At 47.3% G+C, this 22,449-nt stretch carries 24 protein-coding genes and 1 tRNA gene; 16 read left to right on the top strand and 9 right to left on the bottom strand.

Annotated features, from left to right (window positions below):
• Nucleotides 1–24: 24 nt before the first annotated feature.
• Nucleotides 25–2,139, top strand: coding sequence for an elongation factor G (gene fusA, locus B5X72_RS14885; RefSeq protein WP_079717714.1), 2,115 nt, complete (start codon nt 25–27; stop codon nt 2,137–2,139).
• Between the two features lie 61 nt (nt 2,140–2,200).
• Nucleotides 2,201–2,506, top strand: a complete 306-nt coding sequence (rpsJ, locus tag B5X72_RS14880; RefSeq protein WP_079717713.1) for a 30S ribosomal protein S10 — start codon at nt 2,201–2,203, stop codon at nt 2,504–2,506.
• Nucleotides 2,507–2,588: 82 nt separating this feature from the next.
• Here rpsJ and B5X72_RS14875 read toward each other — a convergent pair whose 3' ends face one another.
• A complete protein-coding gene (locus tag B5X72_RS14875; protein WP_079717712.1) occupies nt 2,589–3,260 on the bottom strand; it encodes an outer membrane beta-barrel protein in 672 nt (223 codons plus the stop codon).
• Between the two features lie 237 nt (nt 3,261–3,497).
• Here B5X72_RS14875 and B5X72_RS14870 point away from each other — a divergent pair.
• Nucleotides 3,498–3,568, top strand: a tRNA-Cys gene (locus B5X72_RS14870).
• A 30-nt stretch (nt 3,569–3,598) separates the two neighbouring features.
• Nucleotides 3,599–3,781, top strand: coding sequence for a spore protein (locus B5X72_RS14865; RefSeq protein WP_079717711.1), 183 nt, complete (start codon nt 3,599–3,601; stop codon nt 3,779–3,781).
• Between the two features lie 11 nt (nt 3,782–3,792).
• Here the strand turns inward: B5X72_RS14865 and B5X72_RS14860 are convergent, their stop codons facing one another.
• The gene (locus B5X72_RS14860) at nt 3,793–4,527 is read right to left on the bottom strand and encodes a copper homeostasis protein CutC (RefSeq protein ID WP_139378716.1); all 735 of its coding nucleotides are present in this window, start codon (nt 4,525–4,527) and stop codon (nt 3,793–3,795) included.
• 152 nt (nt 4,528–4,679) lie between these two features.
• Between B5X72_RS14860 and B5X72_RS14855 the strand changes: the two genes are divergently transcribed.
• The 6 genes from B5X72_RS14855 to B5X72_RS14830 all read left to right on the top strand — a co-directional run bounded on the left by B5X72_RS14855 (nt 4,680) and on the right by B5X72_RS14830 (nt 11,813).
• Nucleotides 4,680–6,746 carry a TonB-dependent receptor plug domain-containing protein gene (locus tag B5X72_RS14855; protein ID WP_217698151.1) on the top strand — a complete coding sequence of 689 codons (2,067 nt, stop codon included), beginning with the start codon at nt 4,680–4,682 and terminating at the stop codon, nt 6,744–6,746.
• A gap of 41 nt (nt 6,747–6,787) precedes the next feature.
• The gene (locus B5X72_RS14850) at nt 6,788–7,891 is read left to right on the top strand and encodes an HmuY family protein (RefSeq protein ID WP_079717709.1); all 1,104 of its coding nucleotides are present in this window, start codon (nt 6,788–6,790) and stop codon (nt 7,889–7,891) included.
• Between the two features lie 91 nt (nt 7,892–7,982).
• A complete protein-coding gene (locus B5X72_RS14845; protein WP_079717708.1) occupies nt 7,983–8,849 on the top strand; it encodes a heme/hemin ABC transporter substrate-binding protein in 867 nt (288 codons plus the stop codon).
• A 12-nt stretch (nt 8,850–8,861) separates the two neighbouring features.
• A complete protein-coding gene (locus B5X72_RS14840) occupies nt 8,862–9,911 on the top strand; it encodes a FecCD family ABC transporter permease (protein WP_079717707.1) in 1,050 nt (349 codons plus the stop codon).
• 73 nt (nt 9,912–9,984) lie between these two features.
• Complete coding sequence (locus B5X72_RS14835; protein WP_079717706.1) at nt 9,985–10,776, top strand: heme ABC transporter ATP-binding protein; 792 nt, start codon at nt 9,985–9,987, stop codon at nt 10,774–10,776.
• 11 nt (nt 10,777–10,787) lie between these two features.
• Nucleotides 10,788–11,813, top strand: a complete 1,026-nt coding sequence (locus B5X72_RS14830; RefSeq protein ID WP_079717835.1) for a hemin-degrading factor — start codon at nt 10,788–10,790, stop codon at nt 11,811–11,813.
• Between the two features lie 383 nt (nt 11,814–12,196).
• Here B5X72_RS14830 and B5X72_RS14825 read toward each other — a convergent pair whose 3' ends face one another.
• The 4 genes from B5X72_RS14825 to B5X72_RS14810 form a co-directional block, all read right to left on the bottom strand.
• On the bottom strand, nt 12,197–13,552 hold the full coding sequence (locus B5X72_RS14825) for a M23 family metallopeptidase (RefSeq protein ID WP_079717705.1): 1,356 nt from the start codon (nt 13,550–13,552) through the stop codon (nt 12,197–12,199).
• 260 nt (nt 13,553–13,812) lie between these two features.
• The gene (locus tag B5X72_RS14820; RefSeq protein ID WP_079717704.1) at nt 13,813–14,136 is read right to left on the bottom strand and encodes a nuclear transport factor 2 family protein; all 324 of its coding nucleotides are present in this window, start codon (nt 14,134–14,136) and stop codon (nt 13,813–13,815) included.
• A gap of 19 nt (nt 14,137–14,155) precedes the next feature.
• A complete protein-coding gene (locus tag B5X72_RS14815) occupies nt 14,156–14,950 on the bottom strand; it encodes an SDR family oxidoreductase (protein ID WP_079717703.1) in 795 nt (264 codons plus the stop codon).
• A gap of 200 nt (nt 14,951–15,150) precedes the next feature.
• Nucleotides 15,151–15,495, bottom strand: a complete 345-nt coding sequence (locus B5X72_RS14810; protein WP_079717834.1) for a winged helix-turn-helix transcriptional regulator — start codon at nt 15,493–15,495, stop codon at nt 15,151–15,153.
• A 117-nt stretch (nt 15,496–15,612) separates the two neighbouring features.
• Between B5X72_RS14810 and B5X72_RS14805 the strand changes: the two genes are divergently transcribed.
• Complete coding sequence (locus B5X72_RS14805; protein ID WP_079717702.1) at nt 15,613–16,470, top strand: pirin family protein; 858 nt, start codon at nt 15,613–15,615, stop codon at nt 16,468–16,470.
• Between the two features lie 223 nt (nt 16,471–16,693).
• Nucleotides 16,694–17,317: a DUF2652 domain-containing protein gene (locus B5X72_RS14800; RefSeq protein WP_176146230.1), complete on the top strand. Its 624-nt coding sequence runs from the start codon at nt 16,694–16,696 to the stop codon at nt 17,315–17,317.
• Nucleotides 17,318–17,380: 63 nt separating this feature from the next.
• Here the strand turns inward: B5X72_RS14800 and B5X72_RS21200 are convergent, their stop codons facing one another.
• Entirely contained in the window at nt 17,381–17,497 is a 117-nt protein-coding gene (locus B5X72_RS21200) for an SDR family oxidoreductase (RefSeq protein WP_394332958.1), read from the bottom strand.
• A 40-nt stretch (nt 17,498–17,537) separates the two neighbouring features.
• A complete protein-coding gene (locus tag B5X72_RS14790; RefSeq protein ID WP_079717699.1) occupies nt 17,538–18,533 on the bottom strand; it encodes an SDR family NAD(P)-dependent oxidoreductase in 996 nt (331 codons plus the stop codon).
• 339 nt (nt 18,534–18,872) lie between these two features.
• On the opposite strand from B5X72_RS14790, the gene B5X72_RS14785 reads away from it, so the two are divergent.
• The 4 genes from B5X72_RS14785 to B5X72_RS14770 all read left to right on the top strand — a co-directional run bounded on the left by B5X72_RS14785 (nt 18,873) and on the right by B5X72_RS14770 (nt 22,140).
• Nucleotides 18,873–19,985, top strand: a complete 1,113-nt coding sequence (locus B5X72_RS14785) for a helix-turn-helix domain-containing protein (RefSeq protein ID WP_079717698.1) — start codon at nt 18,873–18,875, stop codon at nt 19,983–19,985.
• Nucleotides 19,986–20,114: 129 nt separating this feature from the next.
• The gene (locus B5X72_RS14780; RefSeq protein ID WP_139378714.1) at nt 20,115–20,732 is read left to right on the top strand and encodes a hypothetical protein; all 618 of its coding nucleotides are present in this window, start codon (nt 20,115–20,117) and stop codon (nt 20,730–20,732) included.
• 47 nt (nt 20,733–20,779) lie between these two features.
• Nucleotides 20,780–21,664 carry a hypothetical protein gene (locus B5X72_RS14775; protein WP_176146229.1) on the top strand — a complete coding sequence of 295 codons (885 nt, stop codon included), beginning with the start codon at nt 20,780–20,782 and terminating at the stop codon, nt 21,662–21,664.
• Nucleotides 21,665–21,858: 194 nt separating this feature from the next.
• On the top strand, nt 21,859–22,140 hold the full coding sequence (locus tag B5X72_RS14770) for a hypothetical protein (protein WP_079717695.1): 282 nt from the start codon (nt 21,859–21,861) through the stop codon (nt 22,138–22,140).
• On the opposite strand, the gene B5X72_RS14765 is transcribed toward B5X72_RS14770, so the two are convergent.
• Nucleotides 22,122–22,449, bottom strand: a 328-nt coding sequence (locus tag B5X72_RS14765; RefSeq protein ID WP_139378464.1) for an IS66 family transposase, incomplete at its 5' end; no start/stop codon positions are given. The genes B5X72_RS14770 and B5X72_RS14765 overlap by 19 nt on opposite strands.

Raw genomic sequence — 22,449 nt, 5'->3', positions numbered from 1 at the left:
CAAGTGAAACAATAGTATAACAACATGGCAAGAGACTTAAAATACACAAGAAATATTGGCATTGCTGCGCACATCGATGCCGGTAAAACCACTACCACGGAGCGTATACTCTATTACGCCGGTGTAAATCACAAAATTGGTGAGGTGCATGAAGGGGCATCCACCATGGACTGGATGGTTCAGGAGGCCGAACGTGGTATTACCATTACCTCTGCGGCTACAACCGTATTCTGGAACTACCGCGGCGATAAGTATCAGGTAAACATTATTGACACCCCGGGCCACGTAGACTTTACCGTGGAAGTGAACCGTTCGCTCCGCGTACTGGACGGATTGGTATTTCTGTTTTCGGCAGTCGATGGTGTGGAACCGCAATCGGAAACCAACTGGCGGCTGGCGGACAACTACAAGGTATCCCGTATCGGCTTCGTCAATAAGATGGACCGCTCCGGAGCAGACTTCCTCAATGTAGTAAAACAGGTGAAAGAAATGCTTGGCGCTGAGGCTGTGCCCCTGCAATTGCCTATCGGTGCAGAGGACAACTTCAAAGGCGTAGTAGACCTCATCAACAACCGCGGCATTATTTGGAACGAGCACGACAAAGGAATGACGTTTACGGAAGTGCCTATTCCGGACGACATGGCGGATGACGTGGCGCATTGGCGCGAAAAACTGTTGGAGTCCGTAGCCAGCTACGATGAATCGTTGATGGAGAAGTTTTTCGACGACCCGGACTCCATTACCGAACGGGAAGTGTTAGACGCGCTGCGCAAGGCAGTACTCGACAATTCAATTGTGCCCATGGTCTGCGGTTCTTCCTTCAAAAACAAGGGTGTTCAGACCATGCTGGACTTGGTCATGGAGCTGCTGCCCTCACCGCTGGATCAAGAGGCTGTAAAGGGAACCGACCCCCGTACCGAGCAACAGATTGCGCGTAAGCCAGACTCTGCCGAGCCTTTCGCTGCCTTGGCTTTCAAAATTGCCACGGACCCGTTTGTTGGCCGCTTGTGCTTTATCCGGGTTTATTCAGGCAATTTGGAGGCTGGTTCGTATGTATACAATACGCGCTCAGACAACAAAGAGCGGATTTCACGCATCTTCCAGATGCATGCCAACAAGCAAAACCCGATCCCGAATATCAGCGCAGGTGACATTGGTGCCGTGGTAGGCTTTAAAGACATCAAAACCGGTGATACCTTATGCGACGAAAAGCACCCGATTGTGTTGGAGTCGATGGTATTCCCTGAGCCGGTAATTGGTTTGGCTATCGAACCCAAAACGCAGGCCGACGTAGATAAATTGGGTATCGCATTGGGTAAATTGGCGGAGGAAGATCCGACATTTCGCGTACAAACCGATGAGGAAACCGGCCAGACCGTCATTTCCGGTATGGGCGAGCTCCATTTGGACATCTTAATTGACCGCTTAAAACGTGAATTTAAGGTGGAAGTCAACCAAGGTGCGCCGCAGGTTGCTTACAAAGAATCCATCACAGGCACGACACAGCACCGTGAAGTGTACAAGAAGCAAACCGGTGGCCGTGGTAAATTTGCCGACATTCAGATCGTCATATCTCCGGTAGATGAAGATTGGGATATTTCCAAATCGCCATTGCAATTCGTTAATGAAATTGTCGGTGGTGCTATTCCGAAAGAATACATTCCTTCGGTACAAAAGGGCTTTGAGGCATCGATGTCAAATGGTGTATTGGCAGGATACCCCTTGTCAAGCATGAAAGTACGGCTGATTGACGGTTCCTTCCACCCGGTTGACTCCGACTCACTGTCGTTTGAAATCGCTGCACGCACAGCCTTCCGGGAAGCATTGCCTAAATGTAAGCCGGTACTGATGGAGCCCATCATGAAAATTGAAGTACTCACCCCAGAAGAAAATATGGGTGACGTAATGGGTGACCTCAACCGTAGACGCGGCCAGTTGCAAGGAATAGACACACGTGCCGGTTCGCAGGTAATCAAAGCGATGGTACCGCTTTCGGAGATGTTTGGATATGTAACCCAGTTGCGTACCATTACCTCCGGACGGGCAACTTCAACCATGGAATTCGATCACTACGCGGAAGCGCCACGAAATGTCCAGGACGAAGTAATAGCCAAAGCAAAAGGCAAAGTAAACGTTTAATACACTCGGCTGCCTGTTGTAAATAGCTCTAACAGGTAGCCTTAACTTTTAACTAAATAACATGAGCCAACGAATCAGAATCAAATTGAAATCGTACGATTACAACTTGGTGGACAAATCTGCCGAGAAAATCGTTAGAACTGTAAAACCTACGGGCGCTGTGGTAAGCGGTCCTATCCCCTTACCTACTGAGAAGAAAGTATACACCGTCTTGCGTTCACCGCACGTGAACAAAAAGGCTCGTGAGCAGTTTCAACTCTGCGCTTACAAACGGTTGTTGGATATTTACAGCTCCAATTCAAAAACAGTGGATGCATTGATGAAACTCGAACTTCCCAGCGGTGTAGAAGTGGAAATCAAAGTGTAATGATTTCATGTTTAAAGCAAAACGGCCTGCCAATTGGCAGGCCGTTTTGCTTTAAGGTAGCGCTTTACTCATTAATCAACCTTTATAACGCAAATCCCAAACCTACTGTCCATACGCGATTGGTCAACTTCTCGTCTCCGGTGAAGAAATTATTGTTAGAGCCGCGCAGATCGGTAATCCCCAGGCCATAGCCGCCATGGATCATCAGCCCATTAGACAACTGGAAACCGCCGATAAAGTTAAAACCAAAGTCCGTTCCCTTAATGGTACCGTCTCTATCAAATTCAAAATCCTGCGTGGTGGTTGTCCAACCATTATCATATTTATTTTTACCAGAGATACCAAACGCTACATATGGACCAGCACCGAGAAAAAAGCTTCCCGCGGTTTGTACAGGAAACTTAGCGACAAAGTTGACCGGCACTTCAATCCACATTGTGTTTTGTGTTGCTTCTAAATTCTCGGTATCGACAAATTTGGCACCTTTCCCCTGCAACGATACGCCTGGCTGGATGTAGAACCAGTTGGTCGCTATCGGGGCATCAAGAAATGCCGTGACATGAAAATTGGTCGCTGCTTTCGTTTCGTATGTATTGGTATTTCCCGACCAATGGTATTTGGGGAAATTAACTCCCGCTTTGATACCAAATCCCAGGGGCTGGCCTTGGGCAAATACACCCGCCGAAATACTCACCGCCATTATTGCTAATACTAACTTTTTCATCGTTGTTCTCCTTTCTTTCTTAGTTTGCATGAATTATTTTTGTTCGAACTAACGACGAGGTTGCAAGATATGCGCCAGCTTGCCCACCAATCCACTAAAACACTTATTCACAACTATTTAATAAAAAAAATTGCATACTGCCCAAGTGTATGGATTATTATACACTTACGCGCCAAATGGGCAATAGCGGACAACGCTGATTAATTATGTGCACAATCCTTCCAATTGTCAATAATTTATCTTAGTTTTGCAGTCCTTTAGAAAAAGGGTCGGGTGGCCGAGTGGCTAGGCAGAGGTCTGCAAAACCTTTTACAGCGGTTCGAATCCGCTTCCGACCTCGTTTTACACTGGTTAAAAAAATAAAGAAAATGGGAGTTACACGCTTAAAAAGAAAAGATAGAAGGAATAAAGTGGTAGCGAAGAACGAGGTTCAATTTTTGAAGCTTGGCCGCAACTTAGAAATCGGCAGCCGTTCAAAGATGCCGGCTAATAGCCAAATTGTTAAGAACAATGAGGTATTGGCCAAGCTGGAAGCTGAAATAAAGAAATAACAAGCCTGCCCCTACAGGCTTTCCAATATATCCGCCATTTGGCGGATTTTTTCTTTTGAGGATAGCCAAACAGTTCCTCCCATCCCCTCCACCGCTTCATTTGTATACCGCATTCCGCTTACCATCGCTACTTTCGCCGAGGAATGGAATGCCTGTGCACCTGTCAATCCAGCGATTTGCGCGATATTGGTTTCGTTGATGCCAGAGCCGGGCATAATTTCAATCCGTCCCGCCGCTTGGGTCACAAGTTTTTCGATTAAACCCGCCCCTGCCAAAGCGGTGTTTTCCATGCCGGAGGTGAGCAATCTGCGGCAACCACAAGCGATGATGGCTTCCAAGGCCTCAAGTGGATCACGACTGACATCAAATGCCCGATGGAAAGTCACTTGCATCGGTTGAGCCAATTCGACCAGTTCTGAGGTACGCGCTATATCCACGCGGCCTTCAACATCCAGCAGTCCAATCACCACGCCATCGCACTTGGCCTCCTTACAAAACATAATATCCGCTTTCATTTCCTGAAACTCCAAATCCGAATACAGGAAATCTCCCGCCCTGGGCCGGATAAGCACATGCAACCCTATCTTCAATGCAGCCCGTGTCAACCAAATCTGCCCCGATGACGGCGTAGTGCCCCCCATTTCAAGGTTTTGACAAAACTCTATTCGATCCGCGCCGCCCTCCTGTGCTGCTAACGCAGAAGCCACAGAGTTAGCACATATTTCCAACCGGTACAATTTCCCCATGATAAGTAGTTCTAAGTGCCAAAGGTAAAAAAATGTCGCTTGACGTTAAAATTCAAGGTTGCCCATAAAAACACAAAGATTAATTCAATATTATTTGTAATTAGTCTTAATAACACATATGTTTGCCTTGTTATTTAAATGTATTCTAAATAATGGAGAGATTAATCCTGTGCATGTTCTGTGTTTCTGCACCATACCTACTGTGTGCGCAAGCAACCCCCCCCTTATGGAGCAACGATTCGCTGAGGGTAAATACACTTGATGAAGTGGTCGTAACCGGCCAATATGAGCCCCAATCCATTAAAAACTCCGTATACCGAGTACGCACCATCAACAACAACCAAATTCGATTGCGCGCTGCCACTTCTGTAGAAAACATCTTAAACACCCAATTGGGCATGCGGTTTTCCAACGACCTCACATTGGGCGAATCAGACATCCAATTAATGGGCATGTCAGGCCAAAACGTCAAGGTGTTGGTAGACGGCATTCCGCTGATTGACCGGGGTGCCACCAAGCAAAGCCTCAGCCAGATTGACGTCAATAACATCGATCGCATCGAGGTCGTGGAGGGACCCATGTCCGTGATCTATGGCACCGATGCCTTGGCTGGCGTCATCAACATTATCACGAAAAAAGGACTGGCCACGGATAACCTGTTGATTTCGGCGCGCGTGCAGGAAGAAAGTGCAGGAAGTGAATACAAAGCTTTCTCAAACGAAGGTATGCATAACGGCAACCTCACGGTCAACTGGCAACATAAAGGGTGGCTTGCCCAGGCTTCGGGAAGCCGCAACAATTTCGGTGGCTGGAAAGGCAACAGTAGCGGGCGTGCACTTGACTGGAACCCGAAGAGCCAATGGCTCGCCTCCGGAACCTTGGGGTATCGTAACGAAGCATTAGATATGTGGTATCGCCTGGATTATCTCGATGAAGATATCTATACACCCGGCCCTCTGAACCAAAACACGGGTCGAGCTGTAGATAAAAACTATCTTTCCAGCCGTTACACCCATGTATTGCAGGCACAGTGGAATATCAATGAACGATTCAGCTTTACTGGATCAGCGTCCTATCAAGACTATGAGCGGCGCACAAGAACCATCCGCCATGATTTCCGCACCGGGACATCGGAACTGACCACCGGCGCTGGCGAGCAAGATATTGCCGGGTTCACCTCAGCGGTGTTCAGAAGCACATTGCAATATAAGCTTTCGGATAAGGTGTTTTTCCAGCCAGGAATCGAAATAAACAGCAATGACGGCAGCGGGCAGCGGATATCTGGGAATCCGCGTATCAATGACTATGCACTGTTCATCTCGTCTGAAATAAAACCGACCGGATGGATGAACATCCGGCCTGGCCTGCGCTTCGTCAAAAATTCGGTGTACGATGCACCTCCCGCAATCCCTTCACTTAACACCAAATTTCGGTTAAGTGAGTCTTTCGATATCCGAGCGGCGTACGCCAGGGGCTTCCGGGCACCTGCATTACGCGAACTGTATTTTACCTTCTTCGACGCTAACCATTCGATTACCGGCAATGAAAACCTAAAAGCCGAATATTCCAATAGCTTCAACACGTACGTGAGCTGGTATGGGAACAAGTGGGGCGCATGGCGTATCACGAGTACCTTGGGAGGATTTTACAATGATTTCAATGATCAGATCGCGGTTGGAGTCGATCCCGAAAATCCTTCGGCGAACACATACATCAACATTGAAAAATACCGTACGGCAGGAGGCACGCTGGAAAATGCGATCTTTTGGAAAAACATGGAAGCCAATATAGGCTTCTCTTACATCGGCCGGTATAACCGCTTGTCCGAAACGGAGGCCAACGTACCACCCATGGCCTGGTCGCCCGAAGTAAACAGCAACATCATGTATTACATCCCCAAATGGGGCGCCGGCATCAGCCTGTTCTACAAATTCAACGGAAAGCGCCCGAGTTACGAAGCCGTTGTACAAACCGACGGAACGGTAATGCCTCGTCGGGCAGCTGTTGCCTCCTACCATAACGCGGATGTCAGTCTCAATAAAAACATTACCCGCTATGTCACACTTGTCGGCGGCGTGCGGAACCTATTTGACGTGACCCGTATCGAAAGCACGTCGCTTGTAGGTGATGGTGCACACAGTTCGGCTGCCAGCGCGCTTCCGGTTGGCTATGGGCGGTCATTCTTTCTGGGACTCCACATGCAATGGTCGAAAAATTAATCCATATCATATTCATTCTATATCCAATAAATTAAAACGATATGAAAACAACAATCAACACGTTCAAATACCTTTATCTAGCACTGGGAATAGCTACGGTAGCTACGTCTTGTTCGCGTGATAATAATCCGGATCCGATCATCCCACCGTCCGAAGGGACCGAAATGACTTTAAATGGCGGCGTCGGAGGCAGTGGCGCCCAAAACACGGTATTCGTGGATTTAAGTGCCGCTAGGCAGGATTCGGCAAAGCGGGCCAGCTGGAATCTTGGATTTTACGGTGGCAGCCAATTCCGGGTGATCCTTAACAACACCAGCGGCGCTTCAGCTATTGCGGTCGATGAAACAGACATCAATGCGGTATCAGCAAGCGACATCAATTTGGGTGACCTGGCCATCGCATTGGGGCAGCCCGGCGCCTTCGGCAATATCGATGACGTGACGGGCGACCTCAACCATACCGTAATTTCGGAAATATCCGCCACCGACGCTGACAATAAGGTATATGTAATAAACCCTGCCGGAGGTAGTTTTGGTGCAGTCATCTCAGAAGACAACGTATATAAAGTGCGCGTGCTGCGGTCCGGTAATGACTACACCTTGCAATACGCCAAACTCAATGCTTCTACCTTTGAAACGTTGACCGTACAGAAGGACAGTGATTTTAACTTTAAATATATCTCCTTTGAAACCGGCCCCGTGACGGTAGAACCGCCGAAAGCGGACTGGGACTTCCAGTGGACTTGGAGCATTTATTTCGGCGGAGCGGGAGCTACTGCTTATCCTTATGGTTTTTCTGACCTTATCTTCATTAATTATCTGGGGGGTGTGACCGCCGCGGAGGTCATCTTTGAGGATTCGGAAGGCACTCCCACAGGCCAACCAAGTTATGAGGAATTTGCAGAAACCCATATCAGCAGTGTTTCGTTCAGCAGCGCCCGCAACACCATTGGTTCCAGCTGGCGTGTCACTTCTCAGTCACCGACAGACCCTTCGCCGCTTGGCAGGCGAGTCGATCGGTACTATGTCATTAAAGATGCTGCCGGCAATGTATACAAATTGCGTTTCAACGCCATGGGTGCGGGAAGTGACGGCGGTGTACGTGGTTATCCGGAGCTGGAATACCAACTGGTAAAACAAGGGTGATTCGCCTTAATCTTAATTAACATGCAGCCGGGAATCCGGCTGCTTTTGGCACATAAAAAGAGTAGTCGGACACAATCCGTATATTTACAATATGAATAAGAACATTCCTTTTATCGGTCTCGCTTTTCTGTTGGTGCTTGCTTTTGGCTCCTGTAACGTATCCACGCCGAATGGAGGCGTCATCACCGATTCAACGAAGATCGTGTCCACCAATGGCACGTTGTCGGAGACCCTCGTAGCCCTGGGTTTTGAAGACCATATCGTTGGCGTGGATGTAGCCAGCACCTATCCCGCCAGCTTGCAGCAAAAGCCCAAGATTGGGCATAACCGTGATATCGCTGCGGAGGGCGTCCTTGCCTTAGGTGCCGATCTGGTACTGGGTGTCACCGACATGGTAAAACCGGAGGTGGCTGAACAGATCCAGGCCACGGGCACCAGGCTCCTGCTTTTTGATCATGAATATTCAATAGAAGGGGCTAAACAACTCATCCGGGCTGTGGCCGACAGCATGGGGCAGGCGGCAAGAGGCGATTCGCTCCTTGCCGTGTTGGACAGCGACTTGGCGAAGGCCGATTCCATCGTTGCCCAATCACCAAGTAAACCCAAAGTATTATTTATCTATGCCCGTGGTACGGGAACGATGATGGTGTCAGGCCAAGGTACGCAACTGGATGAAATGATTAAGCTTGCCGGTGGCGAAAATGCCGTTCAGGGATTCAGGGATTTCAAACCGTTGACCGCCGAAGCGTTGGTAGCCGCCGACCCCGACGTTATCCTCTTGTTCGACAGCGGCCTCTCCAGCCTTGGCGGCATCGACGGATTGTTGCAAGTGCAAGGAATCAGCCAAACCAACGCAGGCAAAAACCGCAACGTAGTGGAAATGGACGGGCAATTTCTCACTGGTTTTGGCCCCCGGTTGGGCAAGGCTATTTTAGCATTAGCGGAGAAAATACATTGAATTGAGGGAGCCGTGAAGAATTATAGCCTCCTACTCACTTTCCTTTTTGTGCTGTTGATTGCGGCGTGCGTGCTTTCCGTATGTGTTGGCGCCGTAAAAATAAGCGCCCCGGAATTGTGGTCCATCATTGCCTATCGAGCGGGATTCAGCAGCCACATTGATTTCACCAGTCAACAGGAGGCCGTCTTGCTCAATATCCGCCTGCCGCGCGTTGTTTTGGGCGTGTTGGTCGGAAGCACACTGGCCATTGCTGGTTCCGCTTTACAAGGACTTTTCCGCAATCCGTTGGCAGAGCCGGGACTTATCGGTATCTCCTCAGGCGCATCGCTTTTTGCGGTGATGATAATTGTACTGGAACACCGCTTCTTCAGCTTTCTGACATCGGCATTCGGCTACCATGCGTTGGCCATCGCCGCCTTCATGGGGGCATGTATAACGACTTTTGCTGTGTACCGTTTGGCGGTAGGCAACGGAAAGGCTGATATCACGACGTTACTATTGGCAGGCATCGCAATCAATGCATTGGCCGGTTCGTTTACCGGCTTGCTCACCTACATGTCTACGGATGAACAGTTGCGCAACATCACTTTCTGGACATTAGGAAGCCTGGGCGGCGCCAGCTGGAAAACGGTGACGGGCATCCTCCCTTTCGTATCCGTGTCGCTCGCGGCGCTCCCTTTTTTCAGTAAGGCCCTGAATGCCCTGGCTCTTGGCGAATCACAAGCTGGACATATGGGCATCCATGTAAGCCTGCTCAAAAAATTCATCATCGTCTTGGCGACTTTGGGTGTAGGTGCCTCCGTAGCCGTGTCCGGCATGATCGGATTTATCGGCTTGGTTATCCCGCATATCCTGCGAATGGCATTTTCGGCGGACCACCGTTTGGTTGTGCCAGGCGCTGCGTTGCTGGGCGCCGCGGTACTGGTCTTAGCCGATGTTATCGCACGCACTATTTTCGCCCCGGCGGAACTACCCATCGGTATACTTACCGCAATCATTGGTTCGCCGGTATTTATCTACATCATTTTGGCAGAACGGCGAAGGCGAGGTATCGGCAAGTAATAAATTGCACATTTTCAACGTACGATTGTTGACATATGGCTGGAATTATTAATTTTAACTTGATTTTTGGCAAATGATTGAAGTCAAAGACATTCACTACTCGGCGGGATCCGCAAAATTGGTTGACGGGATAAGCTTTCATGTCCGGCCCGGGGAACTCTTGGCTATCATCGGGGCCAACGGCGCTGGCAAGAGCACGTTATTAAAATTGCTGTGCAAAGAGATACAGGCCTCAGCAGGCGAAATCCTTATCCGCAAGCAGCCAATTGGAGAGTATAAATTAGCGAATTTAGCGAAATTCCGTTCCGTACTGGCCCAAAGTAATACATTATCCTTGTCCTTTAAAGTACATGAACTCGTTATGATGGGCCGGTACCCACATTTCGACAACCAGCCGCAGGATGATGATCTCCGTATCGTAAAAGCCGTCATGGATGAAACCGGCATCAGTGAGTTCGCAAACCGCGATTATAATACCCTGTCAGGCGGTGAGCAACAGCGGGTGCAACTGGCCCGCGTCATTGCTCAAATTTATGATCAGCCCGAAGGTATACTTTTTCTCGATGAGCCTACCAATGGACTCGATCTGCTTTACCAGCAGCAAATTTTAGTTCTGGCCCGAAGCCTGGCCAACCGGGGATACTGTGTGGTAAGCATTTTGCATGACATTAATTTTGCAGCACGGTACGCAGACAACATATTGATTTTAAAAAAGGGGAAACGAATCGCTTTTGGTCACCCGCGGGACGTGATTACCCAAGAAAACATCCATCAAGCCTTCAACATTCAGGTGCGGTTGCTGCATGACGATGCGTTCAATTGCCCGTTAGTTATCCCCGCTGTGATGGTATCCGAACACGTATAAATACAATGAGCATGGAAAACACAATCATTTCACTCAAAGAGCAATATCAATCGTTCAAAGCGGAAAACCCTAAAGTACGCATCCGTGATGCCGCTAAACAATTAGGCGTTTCGGAAGCCGACTTAGTCGCTACCGGCGACCACAACATCGCGCTAAAACCGGACTTTGAAGCAATCCTAAAAGAAGTCAGCACGCTGGGAAACGTCATGGCACTTACACGCAATGACCATGCCGTGCACGAACGCAAGGGCGCTTATACCAAAGCCACGTTTAACGGACATGTCGGCCTTGTGGTCAATCCGGATATCGACCTCCGGTTGTTCATGAATGCCTGGCATTTCGGCTTCGCGGTGCAGGAGGGTGATCGCCGAAGCCTTCAGTTCTTTGATAAGGACGGCGAAGCCGTGCATAAAATCTATCTCACTGAACAAAGTGATACGCAGGCTTATGAAGCTTTGGTAGCCAAATACAAGGCCCCCATCCAGAATGCAACACTGCAAACCACCGCCATCGACAAATCGGCAGTGGAGCGTCCCGATAGCGAAGTCGATATCGCTGGCTTCCGGCAGGCTTGGCTGGATTTGAAGGACACCCACCATTTCTTTGGCCTTTTGCGTGATTTCGGTGTAACTCGGCGTCAGGCCATGCGCTTAGCACCCGAAAATCATGCCACGCAAATTACGACAGCGTCGCTGAAACGCATACTCGAAGGGGTATCCGAGCGCGACTTGGACATTATGGTATTCATTGGCAGCCGTGGCTGTATCCAAATCCATACCGGAAAAGTAAAAAAATTACTGCAGACCGGTCCCTGGTTTAATGTACTGGATCCGGAGTTCAACATGCATCTACGCGAAGATGGCATCGAAAGCGTATGGCTGGTCAGAAAACCGACAGAAGACGGAATTGTCACCAGCCTTGAGGCATTTGATACCGATGGTAACATCGTCGTCCAATTTTTCGGCAAGCGCAAACCGCGCATCCCGGAACGTGAAGACTGGCGGCAGGTCGTAACAGACTACGCCGTCATGCAATAACCATAAACAGCGAAGTTGGATAATACTTCCCTGCAGTATTTCTCCAACTTCGCTTACGTCAGCTTTCAATAAACTATTGTTAGCCTACCTCACCGTGCTTCATTAACCCGCCCGCAGCACAGCCGCCCACAGTCGCCACAAATTCCACAAAGCTATTATTTCAAAAATATAACACTAATAACCAACGCATTACATAATGCCCTTGAATTTATTTATAATCTTTCTAAATAATTTATATCTTTGAAGGCGTAAGAAGAATGTTAATCAAGGTCTATATATGGTTTGTTTTTATAGTTGTTTAGTTTAGTTAGTAGAAAACCCCGCTGATGTGAATCACCGGGGTTTTATTATGTCATTTGGACTAAGAGTAAGCCCGATTTTCATCAAAGGATTTGAGCGGAGAATCCATCCAGGATACGGCTATTATCTTCGGTCGGTTCAAATAAGCGCTCGATGGTAAATGCGAGGGTACTGTAAGCTTCCAGATTACTTTGCTTTTCAAATCCTACCGAGGCCAAGGTATTCTGCTGCATATTGAGCACATTGTTGAATGCGACACGATATCTTTCATTAATGGGCTCGGATGGAGGGAATACTTGCGCGAGGGCATCTACCTGCCGGCCGTTTTTCCAGAAGCGATAGCAGACATGCGGTCCGGTTGCCAATCCGGTGCTTCCCACATAGCCGATTACCTGGCCTTGCGCCACCCGCTGTCCCTTTTTTACCGCCCGTTTGCTCATGTGCAGGTATTGGGTTGCGTAAACATTATCGTGTTTGATTTTGACATAATTGCCATTTCCCCCACTGAACGTTGATTCGGTGACCACACCTGCAGCAGTGGCCACGATGGGAGTACCATGTGGTGCCGCAAAATCCGTCCCTAAATGAGCTTTCCATCTACGTTGCACGGGATGAAACCGGCGCATCGTAAAACGGGATGAAATCCGGCTATATTTCAAAGGCGCTTTAAGGAAGGTCCTACGAAGGCTTTTGCCATTTTCATCATAATACGCGCCAGGCTGGCCATCATTTGGCTCAAAATAATAGGCTTGATACTCCTTTCCATTGTGGCCAAATACCGCCGATTGTATCCGTCCCGGACCGATTGGCTCGCCGTCGATATACTTGCGTTCGTAGACGAGCTTAAACCAATCTCCCTTATTAATCCGGTAAAAATTAACTGCCCAGCCGTATATCTCTGCCAGTTGAACCGCTAAATCCGGACTTGCACCGTTGCTTTCCAACGTTTGGTACAGCGAGTTTTGGATAACACCGGCTACCGTTTCAATCTTCGTATCCACGGCCTTTTGTTCTTTATACACCGCTATGCTATCCCGTAAGTCGTAGACCACATAATCTATTGCATTGGGCTGATAAACGAAATAAGCCGCCTTTCCGGTCGTATCTTTGAATACGGTATAGTCATGCCCAATCGCTATTTTCCTTACATCGAAAACCGGTTTCGACTTATCGGCCAAGATTGCGATGCTTTGGAGATCTATCTGATAGCGTTGAAGGATATCAGAAAGAAATTCGTTCCGCCCTACGGACTTCGTTTCAATGTCATAGCCATCCATAGCTAATCCAAATAAAAGCCGGGGGGCACTGATCGGTTCGGTTTCAGTGGTTGGCGATACAGGTTCAGACGTCGTATCAAAAGAGGAAAGGAAAATGAAACTGGCACCCAATGCAACCACAACAAGCACAACAAGTGCAAGTACATTCTTTTTTAAAATCATTTTTTATTACAGGTAGTTAGAATCTCCAACGTCGATTCGGTATTTATTTAAGTTTAGTGGCAACTATACCCCAAGTTGCCATCGCTTTACACACACATAAACGCAAATAAAGCAATTTTATTGAAGACCACCCTGTTTTTTAACATTTTTTTACATTTGAAACCGTCTGATTTACGTTACAAAAGAAGCCCGGCACCATAAACACCCCGGCCGAATCACTGAAGTTGACGTTGATATACGCAAATTAAACACACATTGCATCACCCTGTCACCTTAAGTGACTGGATCAAGTCATCTGCGATTCCAACATAAAATTTTAAAACAGCCGGGCTACCCGGAAATGTTCCCGAAACGGCAGCAGTGAGTACACCTGTCGCTTCCGTTCCTTCAAAGCTGACCGGCTGCATGACGGTCTGGTATTTTTCATTGGCATTGGCAATCCAGTCATGAATTTCGGTTCTTCCGCGGTAGATGCGTCCCTCGTCAAACACGACAGCCGTTTGGGAGAAACAGTCGGCATAAGCGGCACTATCGTGGTCGCGTTGTGCATTTATTAACGCTGTAATAATTTTCGGTAAGTCCATTGCTTGTGTTTTAGGATTGTTAAATCGTGGGTATCGTTCCACCATCTATCACATATTCCGTACCCGTGAGGTAGCCGGCTCTCGGTGAAACCAGAAACCCTACCAATTCGGCAACCTCCTCCGGTTTGGCGGGCCTGCCGTAGGGTATGCCTCCCAAGGCGTCCATCACGCTCTGGGTAGCTTGCGCCAAGGTGATGTTGGAGCTGCTGGCAATCCGTTCCGTCAAGCGTTCCGAAGACGTTGTGTAGACCCAGCCGGGCGACACCGTCAGCACACGCACACCTTTAGGCGATACTTCCTTGGACAAGCCTTTGCTGTAGTTGATTAATCCCGCCTTGGCGGCTGCATACGGCAACGTAGAATCATACAATGGCAATTTCCCCTGGATAGACGCGATATGGATGATAACACCACTCCGTCGTTCGATCATCTGGGGCAAAAACGCCCTATCCAACCGGACGGGTGCGAACAGATTAGCTTGCATCGTGGACATCCAGTCATCGTCTGTCAACACAGCAAAACCTCCGCCCGGCGTTTCGGAGCTGCCAAGATTATTCACGAGAATATCCAACCTGCCGTAGCCAGCCAACACCGTTTCCACCACATGTTGTGTCCCCGCTGGTTTGCTCAAGTCCGCCGCGATAAAATGTAAACCGGGATGCACCGCTTCGGGCTTGTTTCTTGCGATGATGACCACGGTCGCCCCAGCCTGCAAAAGCCGTTCGGCGATGGCTTTCCCTACACCCTTTGTACCGCCCGTTACTAACGCGACTGCACCCGACAACTCACTGCCAGAATTAAAGTTTTGTTCCATTTTTCGATCTTTTGCACAAAAATCGGGTGTACCAATGGTGTGTACAAGTACGGAAAACCGAATCAAATAGGGGTAAATTTCTCACTATATACGGGCCGGGTATGCACTACCTGCTATATGAACGAGCAATCTATCAGAAGGCCGTACACGACTAACTAAGCCGCGCCGGCAGGTTTAGACATGCTGGTGGCTTTACTGCGTTACCTACCGAGGACGACTTTCCTGTGCAGATCCCCCCACTCTTTAAGCTCACCAATTAATTTATGGAGCGATTGGCCATGCGTGGTCAGATCATATTCAACCACAGGTGGAAACGCATCGTAAACGGTTCTTTTCACCAACTGATTAAGTTCCAGATTCTTCAATTCTTTAGAGAGCATCTTATCCGTTATTCCGGTTACTTCCCGCGCGATTTCCCTGAATCGTTTCGGGCCAAACGACAATGCAATAATGACCTGCAATTTCCATTTTCCGCCCAGGACTTCCAAGGCGTCCTTTACAGGAAGGATCATCGCCGTGCATTCACTATGTTCCAGTTTGTCCATCTTGATGTTTTTATGTGTTTCCAACTTGCTTTACCAACGTATAGCGCTTTACAAAAGTATAGTACTATAAAAAATATAGCAAATGTACATAAATTTGCAGAATAAAACACAAACTTTATGATACAACGGAAAATTGCACGCATACAAACACATCATTCAGCTCAAGGCTTTTTGGGCAGCGGCCATCTCGCAGCGGCCGTGGTTGATGGCAGTAACTTTGAACAGACGGACCCGTTTTTCTTATTAATGGATGATCGACTTGACTTACCCGGTGGTCATCCGGTCGGCGGCCCCCATCCCCATGCCGGATTTGAAACAGCGACTTTGGTGCTGGAAGGTTCCGAAGCCAGTTGGCAGACAGGCGCCTTTGAGTTAATGACGGCCGGCAGCGGCATCGTTCATACGGAAGAAATCACCACCGAGACAAAACTACGGATACTACAGCTTTGGTTAATACTGCCTCCCGAGAAACGTTGGACAGAACCATTTTTCCAAGAAATCAAGCCTGAGCGCGTACCTACCCACATGACGGACAACAGCGAGGTAAGAGTCTATAGCGGAAGCAGCAATGGCCTTACATCGCCCGTAATAAATCAAACACCGGTGACGATCGTCGATTTCAAATTAGGAACGGGCACTGAACGTTCCCAACAGATTCCGGCGTCGTACAACGGATTTATTTATGTGATTGAGGGGACGGTTTCGATAGGAACAGAACAGGTCGAAAAAGATCAGTCGGCATGGCTTGAAAAAACCAGGCGGACAGGAACCAGCGAGATTATCTTTAAGGCAGGAAAACAAGGCGCCCGCTTTATCCTATATGCCGGTGAACCGCAGCATGCTCCCATCGTCAGCCACGGTCCCTTTATTGGGAACAGCAAGGAGGACATTCGCCGGCTATACCACGAATATAATCGAGGAAGAATGAAACACGTAAACGACTTGCCGGAAAGTCATGTGAGAAGGTATGTTTAGTATTCATCACAAAGGACCGCTAAACAAAATAAAACGGCCCGTTAAGCAAAGCGGCGATAAGCATGTCGCCCTATTTTTGTCTCAATAGCTAGCCGGCGGTATCCTTGCGCCAATTCGGGGATTCGGATACAAAGATCCCCGTTTGGGATACGTCGGGTTGTATGCAAAACCAGAATTTTGCTGCTTGCAGACAAAAATCATGTGCTTATAAAAAATGAAGATCATGAAAAGAAATAAAAAAGGCATTGTATTCATTCCGGACATTAGCGGTTATTCAAGATTTGTGAAACGAACCGACAGCAAAGTGGGAGCTGAAATTATCGCTCGCCTGCTCAATGCCGTTATACAATCGAACTACTTATCATTCCACATCTCCGAAATAGAAGGAGATGCCATTTTGTTTTACCGCTACGGCAATACGTTCCCCATAAAAAAGGTATTGAAACAATACGAAGTCATGTTGAACGCATTTAATACAGAGGTCAACCGATTAGCTATACGGTATCCCCAGGTAAAGGAGCTTTCGCTAAAAGTCGTTATCCATTATGGTGTGATCGAAGCATTCACACTGAAAGGATTCTATAAGCTATATGGAAATACGGTGGTGGAGGCTCACCGACTATTGAAAAACAACCTGGGCATGGATACCTATGCGTTGATAACAGACAGCTATCTCGACAATGAGAAGGTGAATGGCGACATTGGTGGCTATGCCGATGGCATCAACCAACGCGGCCAAATCTGTGAATTGTTCAATGATATTGGCAAAATATGCTACAGCTTTTTTCCCTTTGCGTCCGCTTCGCATTATAGCGGTGCCGATAAGTCCATGCTCGCCGAAGCATAGCCTTACTTGTCCCAGAAAGACCATGCGGTCATCATGTTATAACTGCACAAAAAGGGGAACAAGCTATGCGCTTTGTCCCCCATCAATCAAAAATTCGGAGCCTGTTATAAAGGCAGCCTCCTCCCCCGCTAGGTATGCAACCCGTTTTGCCACTTCTTGAGGTGTGCCAAAACGGTGCAACGGACTGAAAGGCAATTATTCATGTCTATCGTTTTTAAGGTTATTCTACATTGAATGTTATACCTGTCATTTCCTCACTTAGTGCCCATAGCCGTTTTGCATTGGATTCATCAAGTGAATACGATTTTACACCGTTCGAAAAAGTATCGCCATGCGCCAGGTCCGCTATGTTTACATCTTCGCAATACACCCCGCCCATGTCGCTGAGCAAAGGGCTTGTCGCGCACCAGATTGTTGTTGCCGCGCCTTGGGGGATTGTTTTTAGCGATGCTGCCACTTCCGGCAAAATATTGCCTTGTGCATCGCAAAATCCCATCTGCTGGAATAGTTCCAAAGGCGCTTCCCTGCCCAACTCCGTCCCGCCAATGGAACCGGGGTTCAATGAATAGGCCCTTACATGAAATGCCTTGGCTCGATTGTCCAGTTCGAGCGAAAAGAGGTTGACCGCTGTTTTTGATTGCCCATATCCCTGTAATGTTTCATATTCGCGGTCTAAAAAATTAGGATCTTCAAAATTGAATGCGGCAAACTGATGCCCCTGAGAAGATACATTAACCACTCTGGCGCCATTCGCTTTTTTAAGAGCCGGCCATAATCTTGCGGTAAGCTGAAACTGTGACAAATAATTAACCACCAGCTGTGATTCCAGGCCGCGGCTATCTCTTCGCAGGGGGACCCACATGATTCCGGCATTGTTTATCAGCAGATGGAGCGGTCTACCGGATGCCAGAAACTGTTCTGTAAACCTATCAATGGAAGCCGGGTCAATCAAATCCATTGCCGCTATCTCTACATTGGCAATTGATTGCAGGTTTCTGGCTGCCTTTTCGACATCCCTGGCGGGAACTATAACGGTAGCACCCGAACCTGCAAGCGTTCTGACCGTTTCTAACCCAATACCGGTATTGCCACCCGTCACAATAGCGATTTTTCCCGTGAGGTCAATCCCTTTAATCACCTCAGCCGAAGTCGATAACGCACTGAAAACCAAATCCAATGGTTTTTGCAATGCTCCTTGATAATTGTTTTGTGCCATTTCTATTTGTTTTGTTTTGACAAAAGTAGACGAACTCTATCAAGGCGATTTTGCTCAGCATATCAATTTTACTTTGTTCAAAATACCACCATTCCGCTGCCATGAAAACAAGTGGCGATAAGTTTGTTCTGCAACGGGTCCCTCCAAGCTGAATGTCACAAGTCTTTCATTAAATCACTGCGTTTTTTTAGTCCGCTTGGATAACAGCGAACCCAAGTAGAAGGGGACGTGTGTACTTTAACCGAAAATAACGGCAATGCCCAAACATATAACATCAGCATATGTAAGATTAGGAGTTTCGAGCAAATACAGTACATTTGGGAACAGCGTAATTATCGGATGGCTGACGTAAATATATTAGCTGCTTTCTATGCTTTTTCCGGAGGAGCATCATGGCTGCTTGGGTCGCTATCTTTCCTCGGTGTCAATCGGGTAAATGGCAGGGCCGACCAATGGCTTGGGGCATTCTATTGCCTTTTAGCCTGTACATTTACCCGAATTTTCTTTGAGGAATTTAGCATTGGAGGCGGATTTCTTCTACATTTACTTGAATTGCCTACATGGGCTATGCTGCCGTGTCTTTACTTAGCGATAACTCATTTTGTAACGCCTTCTACAGCCGATAAACACTGGCACCTACATTTCGTGCCTTTTCTGCTTTTTCTTCTATTTTCGCTGGTCTATTTAATGCCAAATCTCTTCAATGGGCAAAACCATTTGCCGGTATTACCTCCTTGGATGCGGTTTATCGTCCAGTACTTTTTCTTTGGCCAGATGGTTTATTATTGGATCGTTTGTTTCTGGTTGCTCCGGCGTCACCAAAAGAACTTAAAGATGGTGGCTTCATTTACCGAAAAAATTGATCTGGAGTGGCTAAAATATCTATTGATTTCCGTGTTACTTTTCATTCTTATTCGCATTTTGGGCATATCCAGCGTTCACGTAACTTACATTTCCCCTATCTTATATTTCCTGGGGATAATCCTATTGGCCTATTCAACGCTTACCCAAAAATCAATTTATGCAGTAGAAATCGATCCGTCGGCAAAAAAAGAAGGTGTGAGCCCTAAAAAAGCACTGAACGAACGGCTCACCGCAGAACAAGTGGAGGAACTAAAATCCATCGTCATGCGAAAAACAGTCGACGAAAAATTATACCTCGACCCCAGCTTGACACTTTCGGGACTTTCCGGTAAAATCGGCATCAGCACACATGAACTATCCTACGTCCTCAATAACGGACTTGGCAAAAACTTCTATCAGTTTATCAATGAACTGCGGACTGAGGAAGCAAAATCACTCCTATTATCAAAGGACACCAAGCATTTAGACATGCTCGGTGTTGCTATCCGAGCCGGCTTCAACTCCAAAACGACATTTTATACCACCTTTAAAAAAGCAACCAACCTCACTCCGAAAGAATACATTAAAGTAAATTCAGTGGCTGGCTGACCTCAATGCTGTTCATTTGCATCCATCCGAACTGTTGCTAATCGCTGGCGAGTTATCATTGCATCATAAAAAAATAATTAGATGAAAACAATGAACTCATTCAATTCTGCAATCGCCCCGAGCATCCGTGTGGTCATCGGCAGCATTTTATTCGCAAGCGCATTTCTTGCGGCAAACTGTTTTGCACAAGGAGATGTCCAGCAAGCAAAAACGGCAGCTCTGGAAAAGCTCTCCGGATATTACCAATTTCCCAATAACGTGGCTTTTGTTCAATTTAAGCTAAAAGACAATACACTTTTTGCCAAGCAACTATGGGATAACAAAGCATATCAGCTCACCCAGATCGAGGAAACGACTTTTGAATCAAAAGAGGAAGGCTACAAAATCGAATTCCTAATAGATAGTTCAGGTCGGTTTACTCATGCTAAAATAATGGGAAGAATCATGACAACAAAAGTTGGATTTGACCCCAAAGTAATCAAACAACTATCCGTGGCGCAACTCAAAAGGCTCGAAGGAACGTATAGCTTAACGGATGACAATAGCCTTAAGATCGATATCCGACCCTCCGCGAACGGATTGACAATAAAACAGCTATGGGACAATAAGGAGATCGCCTTTACGCCCAGATCGGAAACTTTTTTCCTGAATGAGGACGGTACGTTCCCGCTTACGTTTTTATTGAATGGCAAAGAAGCAACGCAGGTCACCTGTTTTGAAAATGATGTATGGCTAAAAGCAAAATAGGTAATATGACAAAAAAAATGGTTAATCGAATTTTCTTCATATGGCTTATGATAGTCTTTTGGGCATCCGAAGGGAATGCACAGCAAGTGGCAGACGAAAACTTTGACTATCCGGTTTCTACCCCTACATATACGGCCGGAAGCGGCCCCTTGATCCTATTTGATGAAGCACATCATAATGCCTCGACATTAAAGGGAGCCTATTCCACATTCGGTAAACTGCTCGTACGCGATGGCTATAAAGTGGCAAGCAGCAAAGACAAAGTAAGCTTGGATCTTTTAAAAGGAGCGAAGATCTATGTATCCGTGAATGCGATGTATGATATGGAAAACTGGAATCTGCCAGCGAGATCAGCTTTTTCCCCGGACGAAATAAATGAACTCTGCAATTGGGTAGCTGGTGGTGGAAGCTTATTTCTTGTAACGGATCATATGCCCTGCGGCGCCGCTGTCAATGAATTAGCTGGAAGGTTTGGAATAAACATCATGAATGGCTTCGCTATTCGTAAGGATGGTCGGCCGGAAGTATTTTCAAAAGAAAAGAAGACACTTATGGCAAATGAGATTACCAGTCCTCCCGGCAAAGCGATCGATAGCATCATGTGCTGGGGCGGGACGGGATTTATTGTTCCGTCCCATGCCCATGTTATTTCCATACTGGGCGACGATTACCATATTTATCTTCCTAACGATGTTTCTCAAATAAAAAAGCCGCTGCCGGATACTATTCCCTATGTCTCAGGGAGAGGATTGGTAAACGGCGCATACCTGACCTTTGGCAAGGGTAGAATTGTAATATTCGGGGATGGAGCGCCTTTTTCCGCACAGCTGCAGGGCATAAAAAGTGAGAAAAGGGGCATGAATCATCCCGGAGCGACACAGAATACCCAATTTCTGTTCAATATTATACACTGGCTCGACAGAAAATTGTAAATCAACTGTAGGTATTGCGAGTGACAGGTAACGAACCGTAGAACATCGCTTGAATGGGTAGTTGAATTCCCTGAAGCGATATATTTGTATTGGAGCTATTGTAAGATATTTCCGTAATTTTATCTGACGCAACCATTCATCGTTGTCGTTCGTCTTATGTTATAAAATTGGATAGACACTAAACAGTCGCTTAGATGGAACCTAAACTTATTGGCATTACCAAAAACTCTGTAATCAAAAGGAGTTATTGGATTGATTACCTGCGGTCAACGCTCACGATACTGGTCATTGCGCACCACTCTGCGATCGCTTACGCTACATTCGGCAAGTTTCATAAGGAACGGTATATAGCGTCCACAAGCCCTGTTGTAGACATGCGTAGCAATGTAGGCCTGGACATTTTCATAAACTTCAACGATATCTTCTTTATGTCATTGATGTGTATCCGCCCTATGAACTACATGTTTGATTTTTGAACTATCTTTTTATAGTTCTGCGGGTATAAGTCTTTGAGGTTTTTGTGGTTGATGGACATGATGTTTTCCAGCGTGTATTTGAGCCATTGGAAGGGGTTGACCTCATGTTTCCTGCAGATGGCGAAGAAGGAATAGATCATGGCTGCCCGCTGCGCCGCTTCGTGGCTTCCGGCGAACAGGTAATTTTTCCGGCCAAGGGCAACCCCACGAAGCGCATTTTCGCATAGGTTATTATCTATCTGCAGGTTCCCGTCATACAGGTAAGCCGACAGCCCGTCCCATCTGGCATAGGCGTAAGCCATGGCTTTG

It is taken from the genome of Parapedobacter luteus (genome assembly GCF_900168055.1).
GTDB lineage: Bacteria > Bacteroidota > Bacteroidia > Sphingobacteriales > Sphingobacteriaceae > Parapedobacter > Parapedobacter luteus.
This window is presented reverse-complemented; position numbering and strand designations above follow the sequence as displayed.